24 protein-coding genes and 1 tRNA gene are annotated in these 19,674 nt (G+C 58.8%); 15 read left to right on the forward strand and 10 right to left on the reverse strand.

Annotation, left to right across the window (positions count from 1 at the left end):
• Together tnpB and IVA91_RS30100 are read right to left on the reverse strand one after the other, a co-directional pair.
• The coding region (gene tnpB / locus IVA91_RS30095) for an IS66 family insertion sequence element accessory protein TnpB (RefSeq protein WP_247459922.1) at positions 1-279 on the reverse strand (279 nt) is incomplete at its 3' end.
• Entirely contained in the window at positions 276-698 is a 423-nt protein-coding gene (locus IVA91_RS30100) for a transposase (RefSeq protein ID WP_247459923.1), read from the reverse strand. The genes IVA91_RS30100 and tnpB, both read right to left, overlap by 4 nt.
• A 242-nt stretch (positions 699-940) precedes the next feature.
• On the opposite strand from IVA91_RS30100, the gene IVA91_RS30105 reads away from it, so the two are divergent.
• Positions 941-1,732: a hypothetical protein gene (locus tag IVA91_RS30105; protein ID WP_247459924.1), complete on the forward strand. Its 792-nt coding sequence runs from the start codon at positions 941-943 to the stop codon at positions 1,730-1,732.
• Between the two features lie 271 nt (positions 1,733-2,003).
• The gene (locus tag IVA91_RS30110; RefSeq protein WP_247277138.1) at positions 2,004-2,711 is read left to right on the forward strand and encodes a hypothetical protein; all 708 of its coding nucleotides are present in this window, start codon (positions 2,004-2,006) and stop codon (positions 2,709-2,711) included.
• Between the two features lie 7 nt (positions 2,712-2,718).
• On the opposite strand, the gene IVA91_RS30115 is transcribed toward IVA91_RS30110, so the two are convergent.
• Complete coding sequence (locus IVA91_RS30115) at positions 2,719-3,114, reverse strand: response regulator (protein ID WP_247277139.1); 396 nt, start codon at positions 3,112-3,114, stop codon at positions 2,719-2,721.
• A 387-nt stretch (positions 3,115-3,501) separates the two neighbouring features.
• On the opposite strand from IVA91_RS30115, the gene IVA91_RS30120 reads away from it, so the two are divergent.
• The 6 genes from IVA91_RS30120 (at position 3,502) to IVA91_RS30140 (ending at position 6,482) form a co-directional block, all read left to right on the forward strand.
• Entirely contained in the window at positions 3,502-4,038 is a 537-nt protein-coding gene (locus IVA91_RS30120; protein ID WP_247277140.1) for a hypothetical protein, read from the forward strand.
• Complete coding sequence (locus tag IVA91_RS30125) at positions 4,038-4,622, forward strand: hypothetical protein (RefSeq protein WP_247277141.1); 585 nt, start codon at positions 4,038-4,040, stop codon at positions 4,620-4,622. The genes IVA91_RS30120 and IVA91_RS30125 overlap by 1 nt, the downstream gene beginning before the upstream one ends.
• A 164-nt stretch (positions 4,623-4,786) precedes the next feature.
• Positions 4,787-5,293 (forward strand): HK97 family phage prohead protease, encoded by a 507-nt coding sequence (locus IVA91_RS30130; RefSeq protein ID WP_247277142.1) that lies wholly within the window; start codon positions 4,787-4,789, stop codon positions 5,291-5,293.
• A gap of 159 nt (positions 5,294-5,452) precedes the next feature.
• Positions 5,453-5,581, forward strand: coding sequence for a hypothetical protein (locus IVA91_RS36890; RefSeq protein ID WP_256464556.1), 129 nt, complete (start codon positions 5,453-5,455; stop codon positions 5,579-5,581).
• Entirely contained in the window at positions 5,578-6,201 is a 624-nt protein-coding gene (locus IVA91_RS30135; protein ID WP_247277143.1) for a hypothetical protein, read from the forward strand. Before IVA91_RS36890 ends, IVA91_RS30135 begins: the two co-directional genes overlap by 4 nt.
• A complete protein-coding gene (locus IVA91_RS30140; RefSeq protein WP_247277144.1) occupies positions 6,198-6,482 on the forward strand; it encodes a hypothetical protein in 285 nt (94 codons plus the stop codon). The genes IVA91_RS30135 and IVA91_RS30140 overlap by 4 nt, the downstream gene beginning before the upstream one ends.
• 1,365 nt (positions 6,483-7,847) lie before the next feature.
• Here IVA91_RS30140 and IVA91_RS30145 read toward each other — a convergent pair.
• Complete coding sequence (locus IVA91_RS30145) at positions 7,848-8,045, reverse strand: hypothetical protein (RefSeq protein WP_247277145.1); 198 nt, start codon at positions 8,043-8,045, stop codon at positions 7,848-7,850.
• Between the two features lie 142 nt (positions 8,046-8,187).
• Positions 8,188-8,364, reverse strand: coding sequence for a hypothetical protein (locus tag IVA91_RS30150; protein ID WP_247277146.1), 177 nt, complete (start codon positions 8,362-8,364; stop codon positions 8,188-8,190).
• 126 nt (positions 8,365-8,490) lie between these two features.
• Between IVA91_RS30150 and IVA91_RS30155 the strand changes: the two genes are divergently transcribed.
• Both IVA91_RS30155 and IVA91_RS30160 read left to right on the forward strand, forming a co-directional pair.
• Positions 8,491-9,762: a hypothetical protein gene (locus IVA91_RS30155; protein WP_247277147.1), complete on the forward strand. Its 1,272-nt coding sequence runs from the start codon at positions 8,491-8,493 to the stop codon at positions 9,760-9,762.
• The gene (locus tag IVA91_RS30160; protein WP_247459925.1) at positions 9,759-10,532 is read left to right on the forward strand and encodes a hypothetical protein; all 774 of its coding nucleotides are present in this window, start codon (positions 9,759-9,761) and stop codon (positions 10,530-10,532) included. Before IVA91_RS30155 ends, IVA91_RS30160 begins: the two co-directional genes overlap by 4 nt.
• A 99-nt stretch (positions 10,533-10,631) precedes the next feature.
• Here IVA91_RS30160 and IVA91_RS30165 read toward each other — a convergent pair whose 3' ends face one another.
• The 3 genes from IVA91_RS30165 to IVA91_RS30175 form a co-directional block, all read right to left on the reverse strand.
• Complete coding sequence (locus IVA91_RS30165) at positions 10,632-10,994, reverse strand: hypothetical protein (RefSeq protein ID WP_247277149.1); 363 nt, start codon at positions 10,992-10,994, stop codon at positions 10,632-10,634.
• A gap of 44 nt (positions 10,995-11,038) precedes the next feature.
• Positions 11,039-11,995 (reverse strand): hypothetical protein, encoded by a 957-nt coding sequence (locus IVA91_RS30170; RefSeq protein ID WP_247277150.1) that lies wholly within the window; start codon positions 11,993-11,995, stop codon positions 11,039-11,041.
• Between the two features lie 127 nt (positions 11,996-12,122).
• Entirely contained in the window at positions 12,123-12,557 is a 435-nt protein-coding gene (locus IVA91_RS30175; RefSeq protein ID WP_247459926.1) for a hypothetical protein, read from the reverse strand.
• Positions 12,558-12,884: 327 nt separating this feature from the next.
• On the opposite strand from IVA91_RS30175, the gene IVA91_RS30180 reads away from it, so the two are divergent.
• From IVA91_RS30180 to IVA91_RS30190, 3 genes are all read left to right on the forward strand, one after another.
• Positions 12,885-13,367, forward strand: a complete 483-nt coding sequence (locus IVA91_RS30180) for a hypothetical protein (RefSeq protein WP_247459927.1) — start codon at positions 12,885-12,887, stop codon at positions 13,365-13,367.
• 68 nt (positions 13,368-13,435) lie between these two features.
• Positions 13,436-13,621 (forward strand): hypothetical protein, encoded by a 186-nt coding sequence (locus IVA91_RS30185; protein WP_247277153.1) that lies wholly within the window; start codon positions 13,436-13,438, stop codon positions 13,619-13,621.
• Between the two features lie 1,055 nt (positions 13,622-14,676).
• Positions 14,677-15,942 carry a hypothetical protein gene (locus IVA91_RS30190; RefSeq protein WP_247448799.1) on the forward strand — a complete coding sequence of 422 codons (1,266 nt, stop codon included), beginning with the start codon at positions 14,677-14,679 and terminating at the stop codon, positions 15,940-15,942.
• A 38-nt stretch (positions 15,943-15,980) separates the two neighbouring features.
• Here the strand turns inward: IVA91_RS30190 and IVA91_RS30195 are convergent.
• Positions 15,981-16,057: transfer RNA gene (locus tag IVA91_RS30195), tRNA-Asp, on the reverse strand.
• Between the two features lie 160 nt (positions 16,058-16,217).
• Positions 16,218-16,421, reverse strand: coding sequence for a hypothetical protein (locus IVA91_RS30200; protein WP_247459928.1), 204 nt, complete (start codon positions 16,419-16,421; stop codon positions 16,218-16,220).
• A 427-nt stretch (positions 16,422-16,848) separates the two neighbouring features.
• On the opposite strand from IVA91_RS30200, the gene IVA91_RS30205 reads away from it, so the two are divergent.
• Positions 16,849-19,089 carry a TonB-dependent siderophore receptor gene (locus tag IVA91_RS30205; protein ID WP_247459929.1) on the forward strand — a complete coding sequence of 747 codons (2,241 nt, stop codon included), beginning with the start codon at positions 16,849-16,851 and terminating at the stop codon, positions 19,087-19,089.
• Between the two features lie 85 nt (positions 19,090-19,174).
• On the forward strand, positions 19,175-19,603 hold the full coding sequence (locus IVA91_RS37230; RefSeq protein ID WP_346015542.1) for a hypothetical protein: 429 nt from the start codon (positions 19,175-19,177) through the stop codon (positions 19,601-19,603).
• Positions 19,604-19,674: the final 71 nt, after the last annotated feature.

A 19,674-nucleotide genomic window follows, 5' to 3' on the forward strand; every position in this document is an offset into this window, starting at 1 on the left:
GAACATCGCCGGCGACATCCGCATCACGCCGTCCGCGATCGTTGGCCAAACGAACTTGCAACCTTCGAGGCGCTTGTGAACCAACACCAGGCCCGTTCGGTCCCACACCAAAATCTTGATTCGGTCCGCTCGTTTCGATCGGAACACGAAGGCTGCCCCGCTGAACGGATCGAGACGAAGCATCTCCTGCACCTTCGCCGCAAGCCCATCGTGGCCACAGCGGAAGTCGATCGGCCGCGTTGCAACGTAAATCTTCAGATCTGCACCGACCGCGATCATCGTGACGCTCGCACCGCGCGGATCACCCGGGACAGCTGCTCGCCATCTATGGCCGTATCCGTCCGCAGAACGACATCACCGATCGCAATCTCAAGCTTGATCGCCGGAACCTGACGCTCCTCCAACGCACCTTCCACGACCAGCGGCGCGAATGTCGGATGCGACGCCTCGCACGGCGGCAACACGCCTCGTTGCCGAAGCCGCCGTCGCCAATCGTAGATCTGCCAGCGCGTCGCTCCGTGCTTGCACGCCACCTCGGCCACCTGGGCACCGGGCAACAGACTCTCGGCGACGATCCGAGCTCTCTCCGCTTCCGAACGCACGCGGCGCCCCGACGGTCCTTCAAGAACTTCCAACCGGCTCACCGACCCCGCCGACGGGCCGTCTAAATGGACGTCCTTTTTGCTGTCCAATCCCATCTCAAACCTCCGTCCAACCCGGAGGCTTCTTCGCACAGCTATCCCGATCCCGAACCAAGGGCTCCGGCTAAGCGCTTACCTCAATCAAGCGCGCTCGCAAACTGCTGTGCACGCTTGAACGAATTTGGATTATACGGCGCGGCGGTCGAAGGGGTGTAGTCAATCTGCCGACGCGCTATGGCATCGCGCTCTATTACCGAGGTTCAGATCGCTTCCGTGAACTCAGCGGCGGCGAGCACGCGGTGGACTTTCGCACCAGCACGGTCACCATGCCGAACGACTATCATTTGGCCGGCCGGCTAGCAGGTCCGCCCCAAGGGGCAAATGACGACCTTCCCAAGGTATCAAAAGTGCGCTCCCAAGGTATCAAAAGCGCACACCCAAGGTGTCATGGTGACCCCCAAACCCATCCTCTTACAGAGGATAATATAGGCGCCCCTAAAGGAGCGCGCCCTGTTGAGGGCGCGCAGGGTGGCGCCAAGAAAGAGGAAAGTGCGGCGCGCTGGCATGCCTCTGAGGGAGGTCGGTTTGCGAAGTGGCGCATCGTCCACGCTGAATATGTCGGCAAGAAGGGCGCAGACGATGACGAGAAAGACGTCTTGCTTGCCCACCTTCGGAGCGCACGTGGTGCCAAGTTTACATTGCGCTGCCATATCGACAGCGACGAATACGCAAGCCTTGACGATGCTTTAGGCGTGGATGGCGAACCTGAGAGGTTGGCAAACCAAGAAGTGATGATGTCAACCGGAAATGCTGCAAAGACTTTCCGTAGATCTGCACCACTCCCATGGTGCGAGGTGACAATCCTGTCTGGTGAGTCTGATGAAGACGGTAGCGCACGTGTTCGGGTGGAGTTTCACGACAATCACGGGGGCGAGTCGACGATGAACCTGTCAGCAGAAGCAGCAGCGGCGCTTGCGGCCGAATGCGGCGGGGAAGATCGGTCAGTCGGATCTCGCGTCCGGTACCGGATCATGCCGGACGATTCATACGAGTGGAGGCTTGTCGTCGCGGCCAGCCGAACGGCGGCCTGACCGGGGGGCCATCCTGATCCCTTTCGCAAGCCGCCCCGCTTACCGGCCGCCCACTCGCGCGCTAAATCCCGCAGATATCGAGGAAAATTTTCACCGGTGACGCGAACTGAAAACCTGCGGCGTCGCGTCCGCAAGTGCACATACCGGTAGGAGGCGTGGTGGGCTGAGAGTGTCAATCCACCCCCGTTCAGCATTCGATCCGGCGGCAACAGCCGGACGAAACCAAGAGCCGATAACGGCCAAGCAATATGCACTGTTACGTCGAGACCTTATGAAACACGCAAACGATAACGGCCCCATTCAGGCCGACGACTTCACCGACCTTGCAGCCCGCCGTGCCTGGCTGGAGACTGCACCAGCTACGCACGCTGCACACCGTGAGCAGTCCCCCTGCGCAACGTGGGCGAAGCGGGAGAAAGACGAGGTCACGTTCATGGGCCTCAGACTATGGCGCGCCTTGAACGAGCCGCCGCGCCTTGCCGCCAATGATAACGATGCGCCGGACGAGGAGGGTGCGGATGCCGGCGGGCAGCCCGTACTGCTCAACATGGATAGAGAGCTGGTCGACGTCAGCGCCAAGCAGCTCAAATACGCGGCGGAGCATGGCATGGTTCGCTGGCAGGGCGCCAAGCTCGTGAAGGTCTGGAGCGGACGCAAATGGGTTAGCCCGGACGCCAAGTTCGGCAAGGTGCGCACGCGCAAAATCGAGAAAGCCGACACCGAGCATTTTGACGCCGAAATGCCCGACGCTCAGACGGAGTTGGCTCGGGCGCAGGATACTGAGAGGTTGCGCAGCCGGCTGGGGCACAAGGTGTGCACTGTGCTGGATATGGCCTCAGGCGACAGCACGCTTGCGGAGATAGGCGAGTATCTGGGCTTTGCTGGCCAATACGCGCAGCGATCGGCCTCCAAGGAAGTGCGGGCGGCTGTCGCTGCGCTGAACGTGGCCATGGCTGAGGGTGAGCGCGCCGCAGCTTGACGGGGCCTTACTCTGCCGGGGGAATGGGGGTTGCATTCAGCAGATTGGAAATGGCTGTAACCAACTGCGCCGGCGCAAATGGTTTGGCGAGGAGAAGGCTATTTGGAACGCCGTGTATCGGCCATTTGTCGGCGCTAGCGCCTGACATGTAGACGACGGGGAAATTAGGGTCGATGGCTCTTGCACATCTTGCTACCTCCCAGCCGTCCACGGTGCCGGCGAGGTTGATATCCGTGACTAGCGCGCGATATTTGCTGTTGGTCCCCTGCAGCAGTGTAACCGCTTCCTCACCCGTGGCTGCGACCTCCGCTTCATAGCCGCCGTCAACAAGAGCGTCTTCAACAAGCGCCCAAATTAGCTGCTCGTCTTCCACGACCAGAATGGCAAGCGATAGCTCTGACACAGACGCGCTCCCCGACAGCCCTCAACATGACGCGCAGCAAGTAGAAAAGTTCCAATGCGCAAAAGTGAACTTAGGCCATTTTTGGCCACTGTGGTCGGCGCGGGTCCGCATCTAGACCTCCGGGGGAAGAGACGTGGGCCGGCAATGGGAAACACCACCTCAAATTTCCAATGGTTGAGTGCTAGCGTCCCATTCCGACCGGACGTGTACGCTCGCAATCGCTCCAAGCTCTATAGTCCTTATAGGCAGAGTTTCTGCCCTTACGTGACGTGCACCACTGTGCCGGTTTCGGCCGGCGTCCTTTTTTCCGGCCTAGAGCCGTGAAGCCGCTAGTCGGCCAATTCCAACAACCGTCTATTCGACATTTTTCATTGAGGAGAAGAAAACGTGGCGAAACTCGCCGACGTCCTCGCCGCAGTTGACTCCCTCGGATTCGACGCTGCGCGAGTCAAACACGTGGCACGCCGTCTTAGTGAGGCGGGAAAGATCCCGGCTGGTGGCCCAGCAAGATCACCAGAGTTGAGTGAAGATGACGTCTTGCGGCTCGTCATGGCTGTGGCCACCTCGCCGAAACTTCGGCAAGCAGAAATGTCTGTCGATACCTACGGAGCGTTGACGCCGGTCGGCACGTGTCTTGCTGGCGATGCACCGGATTCTATTCCGCGAAATGCCGCCGATGCAATCGCAGTCGAAGTCGAGATGGCCCGTAGGGGCGATACGAAGGCGCGGCATTCCTTCCTCAGCTTCGTCCGATCGTGGCCGGAAATCGTGATCGAACGCCGTGGCGATCCCGTTGTGCGGTTCCGCCAGCCGGGTACGAACGCTGCCCATTGGGCACACGACGGCCACAGGACAGCCACCACGATTCCGGTCGCTGCTGTCGCCGACATTCTTGATCTGTTGTTTGGAAAGGTTGCTGCCTGATGGCTCTCCTAAAGAAGAAACCCGCCGACGAATTCATTGTTCCGAGCCTAGCTGACTCTAGCCCTGAATTCGCCGCCCTGATCGCAAAGAGGCAGGAGCTGGAGCAGAATTACGCGAAGCTCAACACCGAGCGCTCTAAACTTCTTGAAGAGATCAAGGCCGCTAAAGCGGCTGGAGGGGAGCACCTGAATAGTAGTGTCGCCCGAATTCTTGGTGATGCCGCGAAAGGCAGCATCGGAGAGCTGTCGAAGCGACTTCGCGACATCGTAACTGAGATGAGCAACATTGAAGATGCTCGGGAGGTGTTGTACCGCCGCACCGGCGAGGCGCGAGACAAAGCCAGCAAGATTGTCTGCAGCGCGGTACGACATGAATATAAGCGCCGTCTCGCTGCGCTGTGTGACGCCGCGCGCGCATTGGAAGCGGCTCGCGAAGACCATGATGCGCTAATTGATGACCTAGAGCGTGAAGACGTGCGCCTCGGCTATCTGGCGCCGATTACGCCACACTTCATGGGCGATCGCCGCGAGGGCAGGATTTTCCATTTTCTGAAGGAAGTGAGAGAGAAGGGTTACAATGTCTAACGGATCAGAGCGCACCTCCGACGCTGGCGATCGAAAGCCTGTGCGTCGCAGCGTCAAGTTGCCCGGCGAAAAACGACACTCCGAATGCTCGGACTCGCCGGCCGTGATCGCGCGTAAACTAATGCAGGAAAAGCGCGAGAAGAGATTGCGAGCGATGCAGCGCAATGGCTGAAACTATTTCAGGATTCGCCATTTCATGGAACAGACCCGCGATCATCGCCGGGCTCTTCGAGGAAAGGTTCGCGCGTGGTGCATTCGATAGGCACCTCGCGCAGAACCCAGACGTCGCCGCGCTCTGGAGTCACGATCAAAGCAGGCCACTGGGGCGCATCAGTAACGGCGCCCTCAAATTGCGTTCAGACAATGTGGGTTTATATTTTGCGCTAACACCTGATCCCAATGCACCGCTAGGACAAGAGGCATTGGCGACTGTCGGCAACGGCACGGTCAATGAAGTCAGCGTCTCATTTACTCCGGTTGTTGAGGAGTGGACCGACGACGGCGACATGCCGAAACGACTGATTACCGAGGCTAGGTTGTTTGAGATCAGCCTCGTCCTTTGGGGCGCTTACGGCAAGGACACCTCGGCTCAGATCAGCCGAGCATCAAGCAACAGCATCGCAGCCAAGCGGCGCATTGAAGCGAAGATGCGAGCGCGCGGCATTCTTTAGCACCGGGGTGGGGAGGGGTGTAGCAACTCCCTCGGCCGTTTGCCCGCGGAGACCGGCGCCCTCCCATTTCACGCGCATCTGCAATTGAAAAGATGGGGTATCAGAGGTTGCATTGGTTAATCATGCAGCCGACCACAAAATCCCAGAACGGAGATCTCAATGCCAATTTTTACGGCTATCGCGACCGCAGTTCTCGCGACTTTCAGCATCACTAGCACCTTCATCGACGAAGCTGAAATCGTGGTGATTGACGAAGGGTCTGATGATGACGAGGGCGTGGACAAATGACTGCGATTTCGGCTTTCAAGTCTTCAGACTCGATTCACGTCTTTTCCGATGGCGCCTGGCACGACCCGATGTCTGCTAAACTTTGCGGCGTGGGAACCAAAGTCCACACGATTCCGGAGCACAACGCAATTTTTGCGGTCACCGGAATGTCGACGGTGCCGCATCTGCTTTCGGGACTTCTGATGGAAAATCACTTCGCCGATTTTCGTTCGCTTGCAGATGCAATGCCGGATCTGGTTAAGGCGTGCTCCACTCGGGCGAAGGCAGTCGGCCTTAACATGACCGGCCGGTGCGACGTCGTCCTGGCGGGTTGGTCCGAAAATGTCGGTCCATCGATCTTCGTCACGGAATGCCATTTTGACCACGGCTTTTTCAAAGGAGCCGCAGTCGAGCTGTACATCAGGCCTAGCGTAGATGGTTCATCGGGAATGCATTTTCCTGATGATGGACTGCGGTTGCTAGAGAAGCAGCATGCCGCAAGATTTAACCGAGCCGCCGAAGGTACATTCGGCAGCGCGACGGTTGGCGGACTTGTCGGCGGCTTCGCGCAGCATACGCAAATCGATGCTGATGGTATCCAAATCAAAGTGCTGAAGCGGTGGCCGGATGAGATCAAATGATTGCATCAAAGCAGAGACGAGCACTCACCATGTGCGCATTGGCAGATGGACATCAACAACATCTTTCCGTCGATGAAGCCGTCGCGCCGACGCATGACCAACGCCACCACGCCGTTCTACCTCAATGCGCAATCCGTCTTTACCGGTACGGCGCCAACGGCCACTTGGTCGATCCGAGCAAGACGGATGTGCTAGCTAACGAGGCGCTTTCCACTCCTGATCGTCTGGGAATGAACGTGATTGCCGCGCCTTTGCTAGTATTTCGCCAGCGGCCGACTTGACCGTCACCTCATACTGGTAGACGCCGGGATTGCAAGGCGCGAACGTGCGAAGAGCGCCAGCGGGAAGGATGCCATTCTTAGGCAAGGGAACTTCCTGGCCGCCATATTCTCGATCGGCCTGGGAAAAGAGCACAAGGATTGAAGCCGCTCCTTGCGGAACATCTTTAAGCCGGAGTTCTGGATTGTCGAAGAGGCTAATGCAGCGCTCTGATCTGAGAAACGAGAAGCTCATTGTCATTCGTGCAGCAGCCGGCGGTGAGATCACCTCGTGCTGGACCTGTTGTCGCGCGGTTGTTTGGGCTGCGGCCGACGTGGCCCAGATCAGGACCAAACCCGTGACTACAATTGCTCTCATTGGCTTCGATAGCATAAACCGCGAGACGAGTCTGATCTATTCTCGATCGGTCGCTCCCTCAGGGACGGTCAGTGCGGCCGTCTGCTCTTCTTTTTGCGTTTCGCGATCGCCTTCTTGATCTGCTCTCGCAAGCGAAGGATTTCTGCCCATCGAGCCGCAATCTTCGGATCGAACGGCGCCGGTGCCGGCTTGCTTTTCTGACGGTTGCGTTTCGCCATGCTTGCAGCCCAGCGGCTACAACCTGCGCTCGCGCGATCATTCCGCCGTTAAGCTTGATGGGCGCGGTCCGAGTTAATTCTGGAACTACACACGCGGACTTGCCGGGCGCGGTCAAGCGGCGAAAAGCAAGTAATAAAGAAGCGCGGCGGCGACCATGGCCAGCCAGACTAACGACGCTAAGAAATACGCCCTGTGCCAATTCATGGGCTGGAAGCGTAGCACCGGCGCGGCCAACCGGGAATCTCTTCCACTTGCTCAGGGCTTTGAAGCACCCGTCCAGAGGATTCGCGGCGTTTTCCATGTCAGTGATGGGTAAACGCTGCCGCGGCACAGCCTCTATGCATCAAGGCGCTCGCTATCGTCGGAGCAGAGGCGCGGCACGCGCGCTGACCAAATTGCACTGAGCCGGCCGGGATACGGGAGAACTGCGGACGCGTCTCTCGGCTTCTTTGATCTGAAGCCGAAGGCTCTCCAATTCCGAAAGTTCAGAACAGAGTTCGCTAAGACGTTGGGCGAGAAGGGTCGCGCGAGAAATAAGCATGAGCACCCCGACACAAAAGCCACTGTGAAAACGCTTTAGAAAGAAATGCGCACCTTATCGAAGAATAACAACATGACCGGAACGGCATAGGAGCCGGGCAGTTTAGACTATGAACAGAGCAGTCGTCACAATCAGCAACGCAACAAGCAGCACGTTTTCCAGTTTGTGATTGTAGGAGCCGAAAGATCTTCTAATCGATCGCATGTCAGCGCCTGCTAGCGGTTTCAATCCGGTGGCTTGAGCCTGGAAATTACGTTGGCGCTTGCAGACCAGGAGAGGTCACCCACGCGTTGATTTCAATGGCAACATCGATCTGCCGCGCCTTCCGCAGTAGCTCGTCGCGCCGAACGCTGGTGGGCATTCCTTCAGCCTGCTTGCGCAAGCTGGTCGCCTCTCGATCTAGACGGTATTCAAATGATGTAGATGATGGCTTGAAATGATGTCGCATCACAATGCTCCCTGCTCGATTGGGCGGGAGCGCAATTGGCGGTCTCGTCACCGATAGAAGCCGTGGGCCGAGCGGTGATGAAGCGACTAGACACCCTTTTCAGTAGGGAGTCGACCTAATTCGGTTGAGGCGCTTCGAATTGTCAGTTCGGTGAGCGAAGTAGGTAAAACAGGGCGCTATTTCCCTCGATCTGGGCTGTTTCGCGCGAAGTCTCGTGGCCGCTCATCAGCAGTGTGTCGTCCTTCCACACTTGCCATTCCCACTTCTGCGGGAGAAGGGCGATCAGCCTCACTTCAAGCATCGCGGTAAATTTGGCCATCTACGCTATATGCGCTCCTGATCGTCAATATTCCAGTGGTCAATATCCGTCCGAGGGACGGCACAGAATTGCGCTCGTAGTGCGCAACCCCGCGCGAGCATGCGCGTACTCACCGACAGGATACCAATGGCAAACGATTTAGTCGTCCAACTCGGCGCGAAGTTGGATCAATTCCAAAGCGACCTGAACCAAGCCGGCGATATGGCGGATAGCGCCGTAAATCGGATTGAGCAGTCGTTTGCGAGCATCAACCCAACTGCCGGAGGGTTTGCGTCGCTCGGAGTTGCCGCTGCTGGCGTTACTGGCCTTGTGGGTGGGCTGCTCGCTGCGCTCACCAAGGTCAACAGCGAGCTGGCCGACCTACAGAAGAACGCAGAGTTTACCGGCCTGACTGCCGAGCGATTCCAGCAGATCCATTTCGCGGCTGGGCAGGGCGGCGTCTCTTCGGCGGACGCGGTCACCGACTTGCGCAAGGTTGCTTCGTTACTCGCAGATGCCAAGGAAAACGAAAACTCTCTGACGAAACTGCTTGATGCCAACAACATCAAGTACAAGGACCGCAACGGGCAAGTTATCAGCCTCAACCAGCTTTTGGTGGTGGCTGGCGATCTGATTAACAAGTTCGGCTCAATGCCGGAAAAAACGAAGGCCGCGCAGATGCTCGGCCTTTCAGAAAGCTGGGTTGAGGCGCTTCGCAACGGCAGTAAGTCGTTTGAGGATATTGCGCAGGGGGCAGAGGCGGCTGGTGCGGTCATCGACGGCGCGACCGTTGCCAAGGCTGCCGCGTTCGATCGAGCGTGGAAGCAGTCCTCTGCACAACTTGCTGCGCAGTTCAAATCAACTGCTGCCGATATTGGCGGTTGGTTAGATGATTTGATTGATAAAGCCAACGACCTTGTGAAGACTGCGCTTGCCTCGCAGAACATTCAGCCTGGTAGCGGCCAGGATGTGTTCAATAGATGGGCTGATGCAGCGGACATCTTCCAAAAGGACTTGCGCGGCCTGCCGCAAGATGTCGACCAAGTCACGCGCGCGATCGAACATCTAAACGCTTCGGGCAAACCCGAGAATCTTGAGATCGCAGCTGCCCTTGAGTTAATCCGCGCGAAAGCGCAACTTGCTCGCGACATGTTGCAAGCTGCGGCCGAGCAGCAGTCCAAGGTCGAGTTTCCAGGCGGCGTTCCACTACCATCGTCCCGACCGGCCGCTGCCAACAAAGATGATCCTAATGCTGCAAAACTCCCGACACGCGGTGGTGATGGTGGCGCGAACGCTTACGATCGCGCGACCGAATCCATCATAAAGCACACGGCTAGGTCGATCGCGGACACCGTGGCAGTGGGTAAGGGCGCGACAGCCATGGTGGCGGCGCGCACTAGATTGGAGGTCCGGATATGAGCGCAATAAATGGTTTTGTTCGAAGTAATGCGGCATTCCTGCTGACGGACGGACTTTCATATTTCAAAGGCATCCCGGATGATGTCAATCTCAATAAGGCTCATCGCCTGTACCGGTTGAATGCTGTCGTGGCTGCGACTGGTCCGGCGCAGTTCGGCGAATGGCTATCCGGTCGTCTCGCTTACAAGTCATTTGACAATTTGATCAAAACCGCTGAGCTTCAGATCACTCATCATTTCCAGCGCTACGCGCGCGAGTACCGCAACGGAGATGCGGCATCTTGCGTTGTGCTGGCTGGTTGGCATGAAAAAGAAGATCGGCCAGCGATCTATTCTATTGAATTAGAGACGGCCGGCACACCAAAAGCTTTGTTGGTCAGACAGAGCGCTGAGTTTGAGGAAAAGCACGTTGCGGCGAGTTTGACAGAATTACCGATCATTTCGATGCCCCCGCCGTCGCTAGAGGAGTTTCAAGCGGCGGACTATGACTTGATTGCCGACTTGGAGAAGGTCGATCCTGAATCGTATCTCCTTCACTGTATGGAGATTCAGCGTCGCAAACGCTTCGATGGGCGTCACGTTGTCGGCGGCCATGCCGTATTGACGACGATCACTGCGAGCGGCGTCGTGCAGCGCCTCGTGCACGTATGGCCTGAAGATCAACCCGGCTCAAGGATTGAACCGGTACCGATTGATTGGTCGGCGTGGCGGGCGGAGCGCGCTGCTGCTCGCTCAGCTCAGGATCGAGTTGCGCGTGCGGGCCGCGGCTGAGGCGAGGAGTGCGAAAACGCGGGCGGGTGTTCTGATGACGGTTGAAAGCCGCAACCTTGAGTCTCTGGGACCCGCGCATCTTATGTTCGGTTGAAGCTATCAGAAGCCGATTCGATAAGGCTTTTCCTCGATCTTAGGCATTTCAATGAGCATCACGGACATTTGGCTGTGATGCTGCAATAACTGGACGTTGCGCCCTCTTTCATCAATGCCGCTGAAAATCAGCATGTCTGGATCAGAAGCCCTTATCTGACGGAGATGGAAGGACCCATCGCTGCCACCCCCGACAACGGTAACTCCTATCTCGGATTCCTCGGACATCTTTGATTGAAAGTTGGCAATGAGAGTTTGCAAGCGTCCAAGCATGTGGCCGGCCGGATTGTGCCTCTTGTGCATCGTTTCCGTCGCTCGCTGCATAGATGCGCTCAGACCAGCCAGGGGATCGGGCGGTTTCATGGGCATGTTCAGGTTCCTAATTCTATCCGGGCCGGGTCCGTGTAAGCACGTCACGGTGGGATAATCTGATTCCCACCATTCATACCGTAAGAATACTTCACAAGCTTATTGCTGCGTTGATTTTCGGGCAGCTCGACCACTTGGATAGGAATCGTCACCGATGCATCAATATTTCTCGAACACAAGAACGCAATCAGAATCTCGAACGTATCGGCGATATGCTCGGTGACCTGCGACGTGTAGGCGGAAACCGGTATTGGTGGTTGATTAAACTTGGGATGGTGCACGGCAATTGTGGGAGGAGCCACCTCGTTATTCGGCGTTAGGGAGTAGTCGGAAACTTCGATCCGCTCGTTTGGTTTCCTGTGTTCGACGCAGTTGCGAGTGATCCTAATTGATTTGCAGAAATTCGCCACGTCTGACGTCAGCCCAATGTATTGGCTGTCGCCCTTGTGTTTCCGCGATACTTCTTCCGCGAGGCCTTCAAACCACCCCTTTAACTTGCTGCCGTAGAACATAGAAGCAATTGCAAAGAGTGCTTGGAGCGCATGATCGGCGCGTTGAATGAACTCTTTGCAGCGAGGCTCTAGGTTGGACGCCGATGGGAGCGTTATAGAACGGCCTTTGATCTGCAACTCTGCAAGCCGTCTCTCTTCGTTATCGTCCTGCCTGCTGAAATCCGTTGCAAGGTCGGACATCGCAGCCAAATTCTTCAAACATTCGAAGCTTAGCTCGATTGCCTTCGTAGACTCGAAGTTGGGACCTAGGAAGCCCTTCTCAAAAAGCTGCTTGCCGGTCAGCAGCGTTTTGGCCACCAACGGCGAGTCTGAGCCGTAGTCCAGAACCTTCTGTTGCGAGTTTGGCACATTGATATTGGTGCGATCAGGATCAATTTCGTCGGCTAGCATAATCCGGTAGATCGAGTCAGTCTTCACGGTGTGAAGACGCTCGCCGATCTTAACCATTCCTGTAATGTGCCCTCCGGACGGTCCCACGTCCATGGACATCGCGGAGTCGCGAAGGTGATCAATCGGGCGCTTCATTTTGCTGCGGTTTAGCGATCAACGAGGGACGATCTTCGGGCGAGGCCAACCAAAGCCCGCCCGAAGACTTATTTGAAAATCGCTGCGAGACTCAGAACTTCAGGCCATTGAGCAGCCCGAAAGGCGCCTCTGGTTTAGTGCCAGCCGACAGGCCCAGAAGGCCGCCAAGGCTTGCAAGCGAGTTGTGCTGCTTGTTCAAGGGCGGACACAATGCTCGGATGAGCCGTTGCTCCACCTCGTGAAAATGCACCTTGCTATGTGCGTCGGTACGGTGGACCCATAGCTCGGTCGCGCCATCGCGCTTGGCTTCCTCGATACGATCATGAGATCCGATCCGAGTGGCGAGATCATCGGCTCTGCCGACGTAGTGTACAAAGCCGTAAGACGAGACGAAAGCATACACGCAGTCGCGGCCATAAGGCTTGGCATCAATCGGGTATCGCTGAAACTCGAACTTCCACTGCCAGTCTTGCAGAGAGCGATTTTCCGTAAAAGGGGGATTGATCAAAGCATCGTAAAGTGACATCGATAGTTCTCCATTGCGAGAGCGCCCGGTTTCCCGATTCCCCAAGAAAAGGCCCGGGCGCGGTTCGCGACCCGAATCATTTCGCGTCGCACCCTGAAGAACACACGTAGAACAGAGTCGGCGCAACAGCGCGTTGTCACTCGCGCCGTGGTTGTTCGACCTTTTCACAGACAACGGTGGGCAAGTGGCGGCGAGCCGCTATCCGTGGCGTCATTCTTTGCGGCAGAGGCGACGCAGCAGGCTCCGCCTGGGCCGTGCCCGGTGATGAACTGAGCCTAGCGCGATCCGGCTAATCCAACTATTAGGGTGGGCTGGGGAAGCGCTCGAATGGCCTATGTCTATGATTTGGATTCCGAATTGTCCGACGTTTTCGTCGACAACTTGGGAACCAGTGTAGTTGAATTCGCACTTGGGTACGACCTGGAGCAGGAAGAGGTGATCCTCTTCTCAGTCACGTTAGGCCCATCGATCGACGGCGTTTCAGATCTCCGGTTTGGGATACGGCGTCGCCACATCGAGAAGGAGTGGAAAGTCACAGGTCTCGGCTTTTCACGGGAGTCGGTGCTTGAGTGTGTCCCTTCGTACGCACGCGAAGAAGTTAGGATCTTGCTCTCTGCAAGCGTTTCGATGTTGGCCCGAGCCTGCACTGACGAGAAAATTACTATGGAAACTTATTATCGGAACTTGCCTGCGGCTGCCCTTGAAAAGTACGAGATGATAACTAACGTATTGATAGATAATGGTTTTTTAGTCGAAACAAAGTTCCAAGACTTGGAGGGAGTGAACTATTGGCTCTACCGGAGGGGCTAAAATCCCGCTTTGAGCCGGGCGGTAGGTGTGTCAACATGACGTTTACTAGGAGCAGATAGGAGTCGGTCATGACTCGCGAGCAGATCATAGCAATTGCCAAGCTTGGCGCGAAGCGTGCGACCGCCAAAGGCTTTGCCGCGACTCCAGTCCAATCGCGCCATGCCAAGCGGCTTGCCGAACTTAAGAGGCGAGCTGAAGAGGATCGCAAGCACAACGAAGAAGCGTTTGCGCTCCAAGTGCGCATGATTGCCTAGTTAGGCTAAAAGCCACGGAATTCGAGAGTACCAAGGAACTTGAGCGGGAGGCTGCCTCAATTGGCAGCCTCTTTAATTTGGGTCCATCACTTCCAGGCCGGCACACCCGCTAGCCCGCTCCGCGCAATCTGCGACCTCGGCTCTAGCCCCTCGGCTTCCCCTTCAGCGCCTGCCGCATCAGCGTCCGAATAGCCTCAGGGCGGGTAGAGGCTTTGTCCTGTTCTGCAATCCAGTTGTCGACGGCTGACAAGTCGTCAGGCTGCAGGCGAACGCCAACCAGCGTGCCCTTGCCGGTCGCGGGCGGCCCCCGTTTTTTCCGTGTTATCACGGGTTGGCGTTTCATAGAATCCGTGTTAACACAGTTTCGGGGCCGGTCAAATGAGCCGGACGAACTGGGGTTATAAATGACTAATCTAAATCTTAAGGCTAGCGCTGGTATCGATCCATCCACGTCTTTTTGCGCATACACGTACTATACGAGCCTACGTGCTCAAGGCAGCGATCCCATTGTCCGGAACGGCGGTCTTTATTGGAGTGTCGGGGAGTCCTCGAATGACGACCTCCACAAATGGGCCGCGCGCCAGGACCCAAAGGGCGCGCTGCGGATTCAATACGCGCGCATGATGTGGTCAGCGCGGGCCTCGGATGACGAGATCATTGAGCTGGGCGCCGCGCCTGAGCTGGCCTGAGCGGTATGGTATAATCAATCGCGGTGGTGAATCGCCGGCCACTGGATTGCTGAAACCCAGCAGCGAAGCGCCAGCGGTTCACCATCCCCCTTGTGCGTCGGCTCGGCCGGCGAGGTTTGCCGAACAATTCGATTTCTCAGGGGCGTGTTATGCCCATTCCCGCCAACGACAACGTTCGGGGAAGCTCCGTTCGCTTTCCCGTCGACCCGCGCCTCGTGCCGCCGCAGAAAGCCGCTCGACGCCTACACCTGATCGAGTCTGACTTTCTCACAAAACTATCCGCACTTCAGCGAATTGGCTTTCCCGCCGCATGCCCCGTAACTGGACACTATGACCTGCTGGCGATTGATGCTTGGCTAGATCGACGTGCCGGTCTCGGTGCAGCGGTTGGTGTGGCCGTTGATGCTCGCGACGTATTTGAGGAGCGACTGGCGAGCCTTGGCAAGCATTAAGCTCAAGCATTACGTTGTGCGCAAAGGGAAGCATGGCTATTGGCTTCCTACCGCGAAGATGCGCGCCATGGGCTTTCAGATCGTGTCTTGCGGGCAGGACGGCCCAGATGCTTGGGCTATCGCAAGAGAATGGGAAGAGCGCTACCAGCGCGCCCGCAAGGGGTTGGAGAAGGCACCCGCCCGCGTCTATCCCACCGGCAGCGTGGGCGACGGCTTTGAGCGTTTCCGCCGCAGCAACGAATGGAAGTCAAAGCCGCCGCGCACCCGCGAGGATTGGGACCGCGGCTGGAAATACATCGATCCTGTTTTTGGTGACGTCGATCCGAAGACCGTCACTTTCGAAATGCTGGACCGGTGGTACGGACGGCTCAAGACGACGAAGGGCGATGGCGAGGCCGGACGTGCGCTAAAGATCTGGAGGGCGCTCTACAACGTCCTGGCCGGCATGAAGCTCTGTACGCCCGAGGCGGACCCGTCACAGATCATCCGAAAGACTGGCGTGCCCGGCCGCACCGAGACGTGGCAGGAGGGTGAAGTCGTCCGCCTGGTTAAGGCGGCGTGGCGCGCCGGCTACCGGGGGCTGGCCTGCGTCATTGCCGTAGCTTGGGATACCGGCTTTGCCCCGGTCGACGTCCGCACCCTTACCCCCGCGCAGGCCGTCACCAGCGGCACCGACATGGCGTTTACCAGCGACCGGGCCAAGACCGGCGAACCCGCGATAGGAACGCTCACAGCACGCTCGCAGCGACTCGTGGAGGCCTACGTCGCTGGCTTGGACTACGACCTGCACGACGATGCGCCCATTTTCCGGACCAAGGGCTTCAAGCCTACGGGGAAGGGCGGTCGGCCGCGCCTCCCGGTTCCATACACCAAGGACTCCCTGATCGACGATTTTGCGGACCTGCGCCGGGCGGTATTCGGCAAGGGCGAGATGCGCCGGCTGATGGATATGCGCCGAACCGGCGCGGTCGAGGCGAATGCCGGAGGAGCGCCCGTAGAGGCCATTGCCGCCAAAATGGCGAACAGCATCGACCAAAACCGCAAGCTGCAGAAAACCTATATGCCGGTGAACATCGCGGCGGTTCGGGCAGCCGATGAGGCGCGCAAAATCGGCCGGAGGTTGCTCGGTTCAGAACAGAACAAGCTCAGAAAGTTGAAACTCGGGACGGGGAAAAGTTGAAACTGAAGGGCGGCCATGCCGCTAAGCCATTGAAATAATGGCGCGAGAGACGGGGCTCGAACCCGCGACCTCCGGCGTGACAGGCCGGCGCTCTAACCAACTGAGCTACTCCCGCGTGGCGCGCTGAACGCGTGCGGAACGTGGGGGGACTTAAAGGGGGGACATGGTGAAGTCAAGGACGTTGCGCTCCGCCGGTGCATCTCGGTTAAGCATTGCTCTGGAAAACGAAAATGGCCGCCCGGCGGCGGCCATTGGTCAGCCCGGTCAAGTGCGTCTCAGCGAATCTGCGACGCGCCCGCGCTGGTCACCACCACCGGCTTGCCGGCCTTGATGATTTGGGTGGACTGGGCAGTCTGGCTGTAATCGGCATGGGGGCGGGCTGCAATCCCGAACCCGGCCACCGCAATGCCGGCAACCAGCGCCACCACCACGATCTTCAGGTGGGTCGCGCGATCAGCAGAGTGAATTGAGTGGTTCATCTGAGCCTCCCGACGGACTTTGCCGTCGTCTATGGGCTCCTCTTCTAGGCACTCTCTGTTTCCGGATGGTTTCGCGGGTTCCGCAAAATGGTTTCATCTCCCCGCGCGCATGATGCGATCGTCGGCGCGCAGCAACGCAATCGGCGCCTGCTGGATCATTTGAGCGAAGCCGTTCCACGCACTGCTGCGGCAGATTGATCAACTCACGGCGACCGCCGCCGAGATGCTCGAGAACGGGAAGAATTCGCGCTGAGATCTCCGGTTTTCAAGATATTGAAGTGCTTCTAAGAATTTTTCTAAGAAGCTTTCAATTAGGCAATTCGCGCGCCCTCCCATAAGCGTCCCCCTAAGCGCATGTCGCCGCGGGGACTGGCGGCATGATGCATCAAACATGCAGCTTTGGGGTGGCGCGTTGAATAGTCTTGGAATGCTGCGGTCGGCCGTGTTGGCGACCGCATCCGCTTGGGTCTTGGTGCCGCAGGCATCGCTCGCACAAGCATCGGCGCAGAGTGGCGCGCAGAACATTCCGTCGGTGACGGTCACGGCGCCTGAAGCGCGCCGCCGCGCCGCGGCGACCCCTCAGCGCCGTGCGCCGCGCTCGTCGGTGCAGACCGCCAACAGGAACAAGCCGCAGCGCAATGTCGGCGTGGTCGAAACGCCGCTCGGTCCGGTGAACGGCTACGTCGCCGGCCGCAGCTCGTCGGGCACCAAGACCAACACGCCGATCATGGAGACGCCGCAGTCGGTCTCCGTGATCGGTGCCGAGCAGATCCGCGACCAGAAGATCGTCAGCAAGTTCGACGAGGTGCTGCGTTACACGCCCGGCGTGATCGGCGGCACCTACGGCGCCGATTTCCGAAACGACTGGTTCTTGATCCGCGGCTTCCCGGCGCAGAACGAGTCACTGTTCCTCGATGGCCTGCAGCTCTTCTACACCTCCTATGCGAGCTGGAAGCTGCAACCATTCAACCTCGAGCGCGTCGAGGTGCTGCGCGGGCCGTCCGGCATCCTGTACGGCGGCTCGGCGCCGGGCGGTCTCGTCAACGCGGTGAGCAAGCTGCCGCTCCCCGAGCCGGTGCGCTATCTCGAGGCCGGCATCAACAATTACGGCAACGCCTATACCGCGTTCGACTTCGGCGGCGTGGTCCCACAGTCCGGCAACGGGGAAATGTTCTACCGGTTTGTGGGCCAGGTGCAGGGCGGCGGCACTCAGACCGACTATATCTACGACAACAATTTCTTCTTCGCTCCGTCGGTGACCTGGCGGCCGGACGCCGACACCAAGCTCACCGTCTACGCCACGGCTGCGCACAACAACACCAGGGCGGAGAACTTCCTGCCCTATGTCGGCACCGTCACCGCCGCGCCGTTCGGCCGCATTCCTACCAGCCTGTTCGTCGGCGACCCCCGCGCCGACCAGTTTCGCCGCGAGCAGGAGACGCTCGGCTACCAGTTCGCGAAGAACATCACGGACAGCCTCGACTTCCGCCAGAATGCGCGCTTCGGGCATGTCGACGTCTTCTACACCGGCCTCTACGGGCTGGGCTATGCGACGACGCCGGCGGCCGCCGACATCATGCGCGGCAATTTCTACGCCCGCGGGGTCGCCAATCAATTAAACCTCGACAACCAGCTCGAGTACCGCTTTGCCACCGGCGCGCTGCAGCACACCGCGCTGCTCGGCGTCGACCTGAAGCATTACGCCCTCGACGACCGGCAGGGCTTTGGCGCGGGGACCAATCTTAATGTGCTCAATCCGGTCTACGGCGTCAACGCGCCGTTCAACGGAGCGCTGTATCAGGACGCCTATCTCACTCAGGGCATGGCCGCGGCTTATCTCCAGGATCAGGTCAAGCTCGATCGGCTAACCGTGGTGCTGTCCGGCCGTCAGGACTGGGTTGACCTCGTCAACCAGAACCGGCTCGGCCCCGATCAAAGCCGCGCAGACAGCAAGTTCTCCGGCCGCGTCGGCGCGATCTACAATCTCGACTTTGGCCTCGCGCCGTATGCCTCCTACATGACGGGCTACAATCCGATTATCGGCATCAATGCGGCCGGACGGCTGCAGTTGCCGGAAACATCGGAGCAGACCGAGGTCGGCGTGAAGTACGAGCCGGTCGGGCTCAACGCCAGGTTCAGCGTCGCCTGGTTCGATCTGAAGCGCAAGAATGCGCTGACCACCGATCCGAACAATCCGCTGTTCCAGACCCAGAACGGCGAGGTCACCTCGCGTGGCGTCGAACTCGAGGCGGTGGCGAACATCACGCCGGACTTCAGGCTGGTGGCGAGCTACACCAATTACGAACTGTTCGTGAGCCAGGACCTCAATTCCGCGCTGATCGGCACGGTTCCGACCAATACTCCCCGGGAGTTCGCCTCGGTCTGGACCGATTATACCTTCAGCGACGGCCCGCTGCGTGGCTTTGGCCTTGGCGGCGGCGTGCGCTACGTCGGCTCGTCTTTTGCCGACACCGCGAACACCGCGCTCGTTCCGTCCTTCGTGCTGGGCGATCTCGCCGTGCACTACGAATGGGACAGCCACTGGCGCGCGGCGCTCAACGTCGCGAACGTGACAGACAAGATCTACGTCGCGAGCTGCGCGGTCGTCACCTCATGCTATTACGGCGACCGTCGCCGCATCACCGCGAGCCTCGCCTACAAATGGTGATGGCGGGCGAGCGGAGAGCAGCGCGAAGGCGCGCACGGTTAGGCTCTGGTCTGCGGTCCACACCTGGACCAGCCTGATCTCGACCGTGTTCCTGCTGCTGCTCTGCCTGACCGGCCAGCCGCTCTATCGCCAGGCGCTCTTGATCTCGCAGGCGCTGCATTTCGGCGGCTACGGCGGCATGCCGCTCATGGTGCTCTGGGCCACGCTCGACGTGCTCACGATCGTCGTCATCGGCAGCGGCCTCTATCTCTGGCTGTGCGGTGGCGAAAGCGGACGGCCGCCGCCGCCGCATTCGCCAGACGAGCCCCGGTCCCGTCGTGATGCATGGCTCGTCCGATCGCTCGCACCTGTGATACGTGCCTTTGCTGCACCTATCCTGCTCGCGGCCGCCACCATCGCCGGCTTGCAGGCGGCGCTGCTCTGCGGCACGGTTGGCCAATATGTCGCCTCGGGGGCAGTGGGAGCCCCTGTCCTGATTGTAATCTGGACTTTGCTGCGCCTCGGCCTAGATTAAGGTGCGCCTTCCCAATAGTGGCCGTCACGGCCGAGCGCGCCTGGACTGATGGGGGATCGCCCTTGCTGGGT

This window comes from Bradyrhizobium sp. 153, assembly GCF_023073835.1.
Classification (GTDB): domain Bacteria; phylum Pseudomonadota; class Alphaproteobacteria; order Rhizobiales; family Xanthobacteraceae; genus Bradyrhizobium.

Bases quoted from the DNA above. Each gene is read 5' to 3' on its own strand.
- IVA91_RS30145 (WP_247277145.1), bottom strand. From the start codon at position 8,045: ATGCGACATCATTTCAAGCCATCATCTACATCATTTGAATACCGTCTA.
- IVA91_RS30160 (WP_247459925.1), top strand. From the start codon at position 9,759: ATGAGCGCAATAAATGGTTTTGTTCGAAGTAATGCGGCATTCCTGCTG.
- IVA91_RS30205 (WP_247459929.1), top strand. From the start codon at position 16,849: ATGCTGCGGTCGGCCGTGTTGGCGACCGCATCCGCTTGGGTCTTGGTG.
- IVA91_RS36890 (WP_256464556.1), top strand. From the start codon at position 5,453: ATGCCAATTTTTACGGCTATCGCGACCGCAGTTCTCGCGACTTTCAGC.
- IVA91_RS30185 (WP_247277153.1), top strand. From the start codon at position 13,436: ATGACTCGCGAGCAGATCATAGCAATTGCCAAGCTTGGCGCGAAGCGT.
- IVA91_RS30165 (WP_247277149.1), bottom strand. From the start codon at position 10,994: ATGCCCATGAAACCGCCCGATCCCCTGGCTGGTCTGAGCGCATCTATG.
- IVA91_RS30135 (WP_247277143.1), top strand. From the start codon at position 5,578: ATGACTGCGATTTCGGCTTTCAAGTCTTCAGACTCGATTCACGTCTTT.
- IVA91_RS30110 (WP_247277138.1), top strand. From the start codon at position 2,004: ATGAAACACGCAAACGATAACGGCCCCATTCAGGCCGACGACTTCACC.
- IVA91_RS30200 (WP_247459928.1), bottom strand. From the start codon at position 16,421: ATGAACCACTCAATTCACTCTGCTGATCGCGCGACCCACCTGAAGATC.
- IVA91_RS30140 (WP_247277144.1), top strand. From the start codon at position 6,198: ATGATTGCATCAAAGCAGAGACGAGCACTCACCATGTGCGCATTGGCA.
- IVA91_RS30150 (WP_247277146.1), bottom strand. From the start codon at position 8,364: ATGGCCAAATTTACCGCGATGCTTGAAGTGAGGCTGATCGCCCTTCTC.
- IVA91_RS30155 (WP_247277147.1), top strand. From the start codon at position 8,491: ATGGCAAACGATTTAGTCGTCCAACTCGGCGCGAAGTTGGATCAATTC.
- IVA91_RS30175 (WP_247459926.1), bottom strand. From the start codon at position 12,557: ATGTCACTTTACGATGCTTTGATCAATCCCCCTTTTACGGAAAATCGC.
- IVA91_RS30130 (WP_247277142.1), top strand. From the start codon at position 4,787: ATGGCTGAAACTATTTCAGGATTCGCCATTTCATGGAACAGACCCGCG.
- IVA91_RS30125 (WP_247277141.1), top strand. From the start codon at position 4,038: ATGGCTCTCCTAAAGAAGAAACCCGCCGACGAATTCATTGTTCCGAGC.
- IVA91_RS30170 (WP_247277150.1), bottom strand. From the start codon at position 11,995: ATGTCCATGGACGTGGGACCGTCCGGAGGGCACATTACAGGAATGGTT.
- IVA91_RS30100 (WP_247459923.1), bottom strand. From the start codon at position 698: ATGGGATTGGACAGCAAAAAGGACGTCCATTTAGACGGCCCGTCGGCG.
- IVA91_RS30180 (WP_247459927.1), top strand. From the start codon at position 12,885: ATGGCCTATGTCTATGATTTGGATTCCGAATTGTCCGACGTTTTCGTC.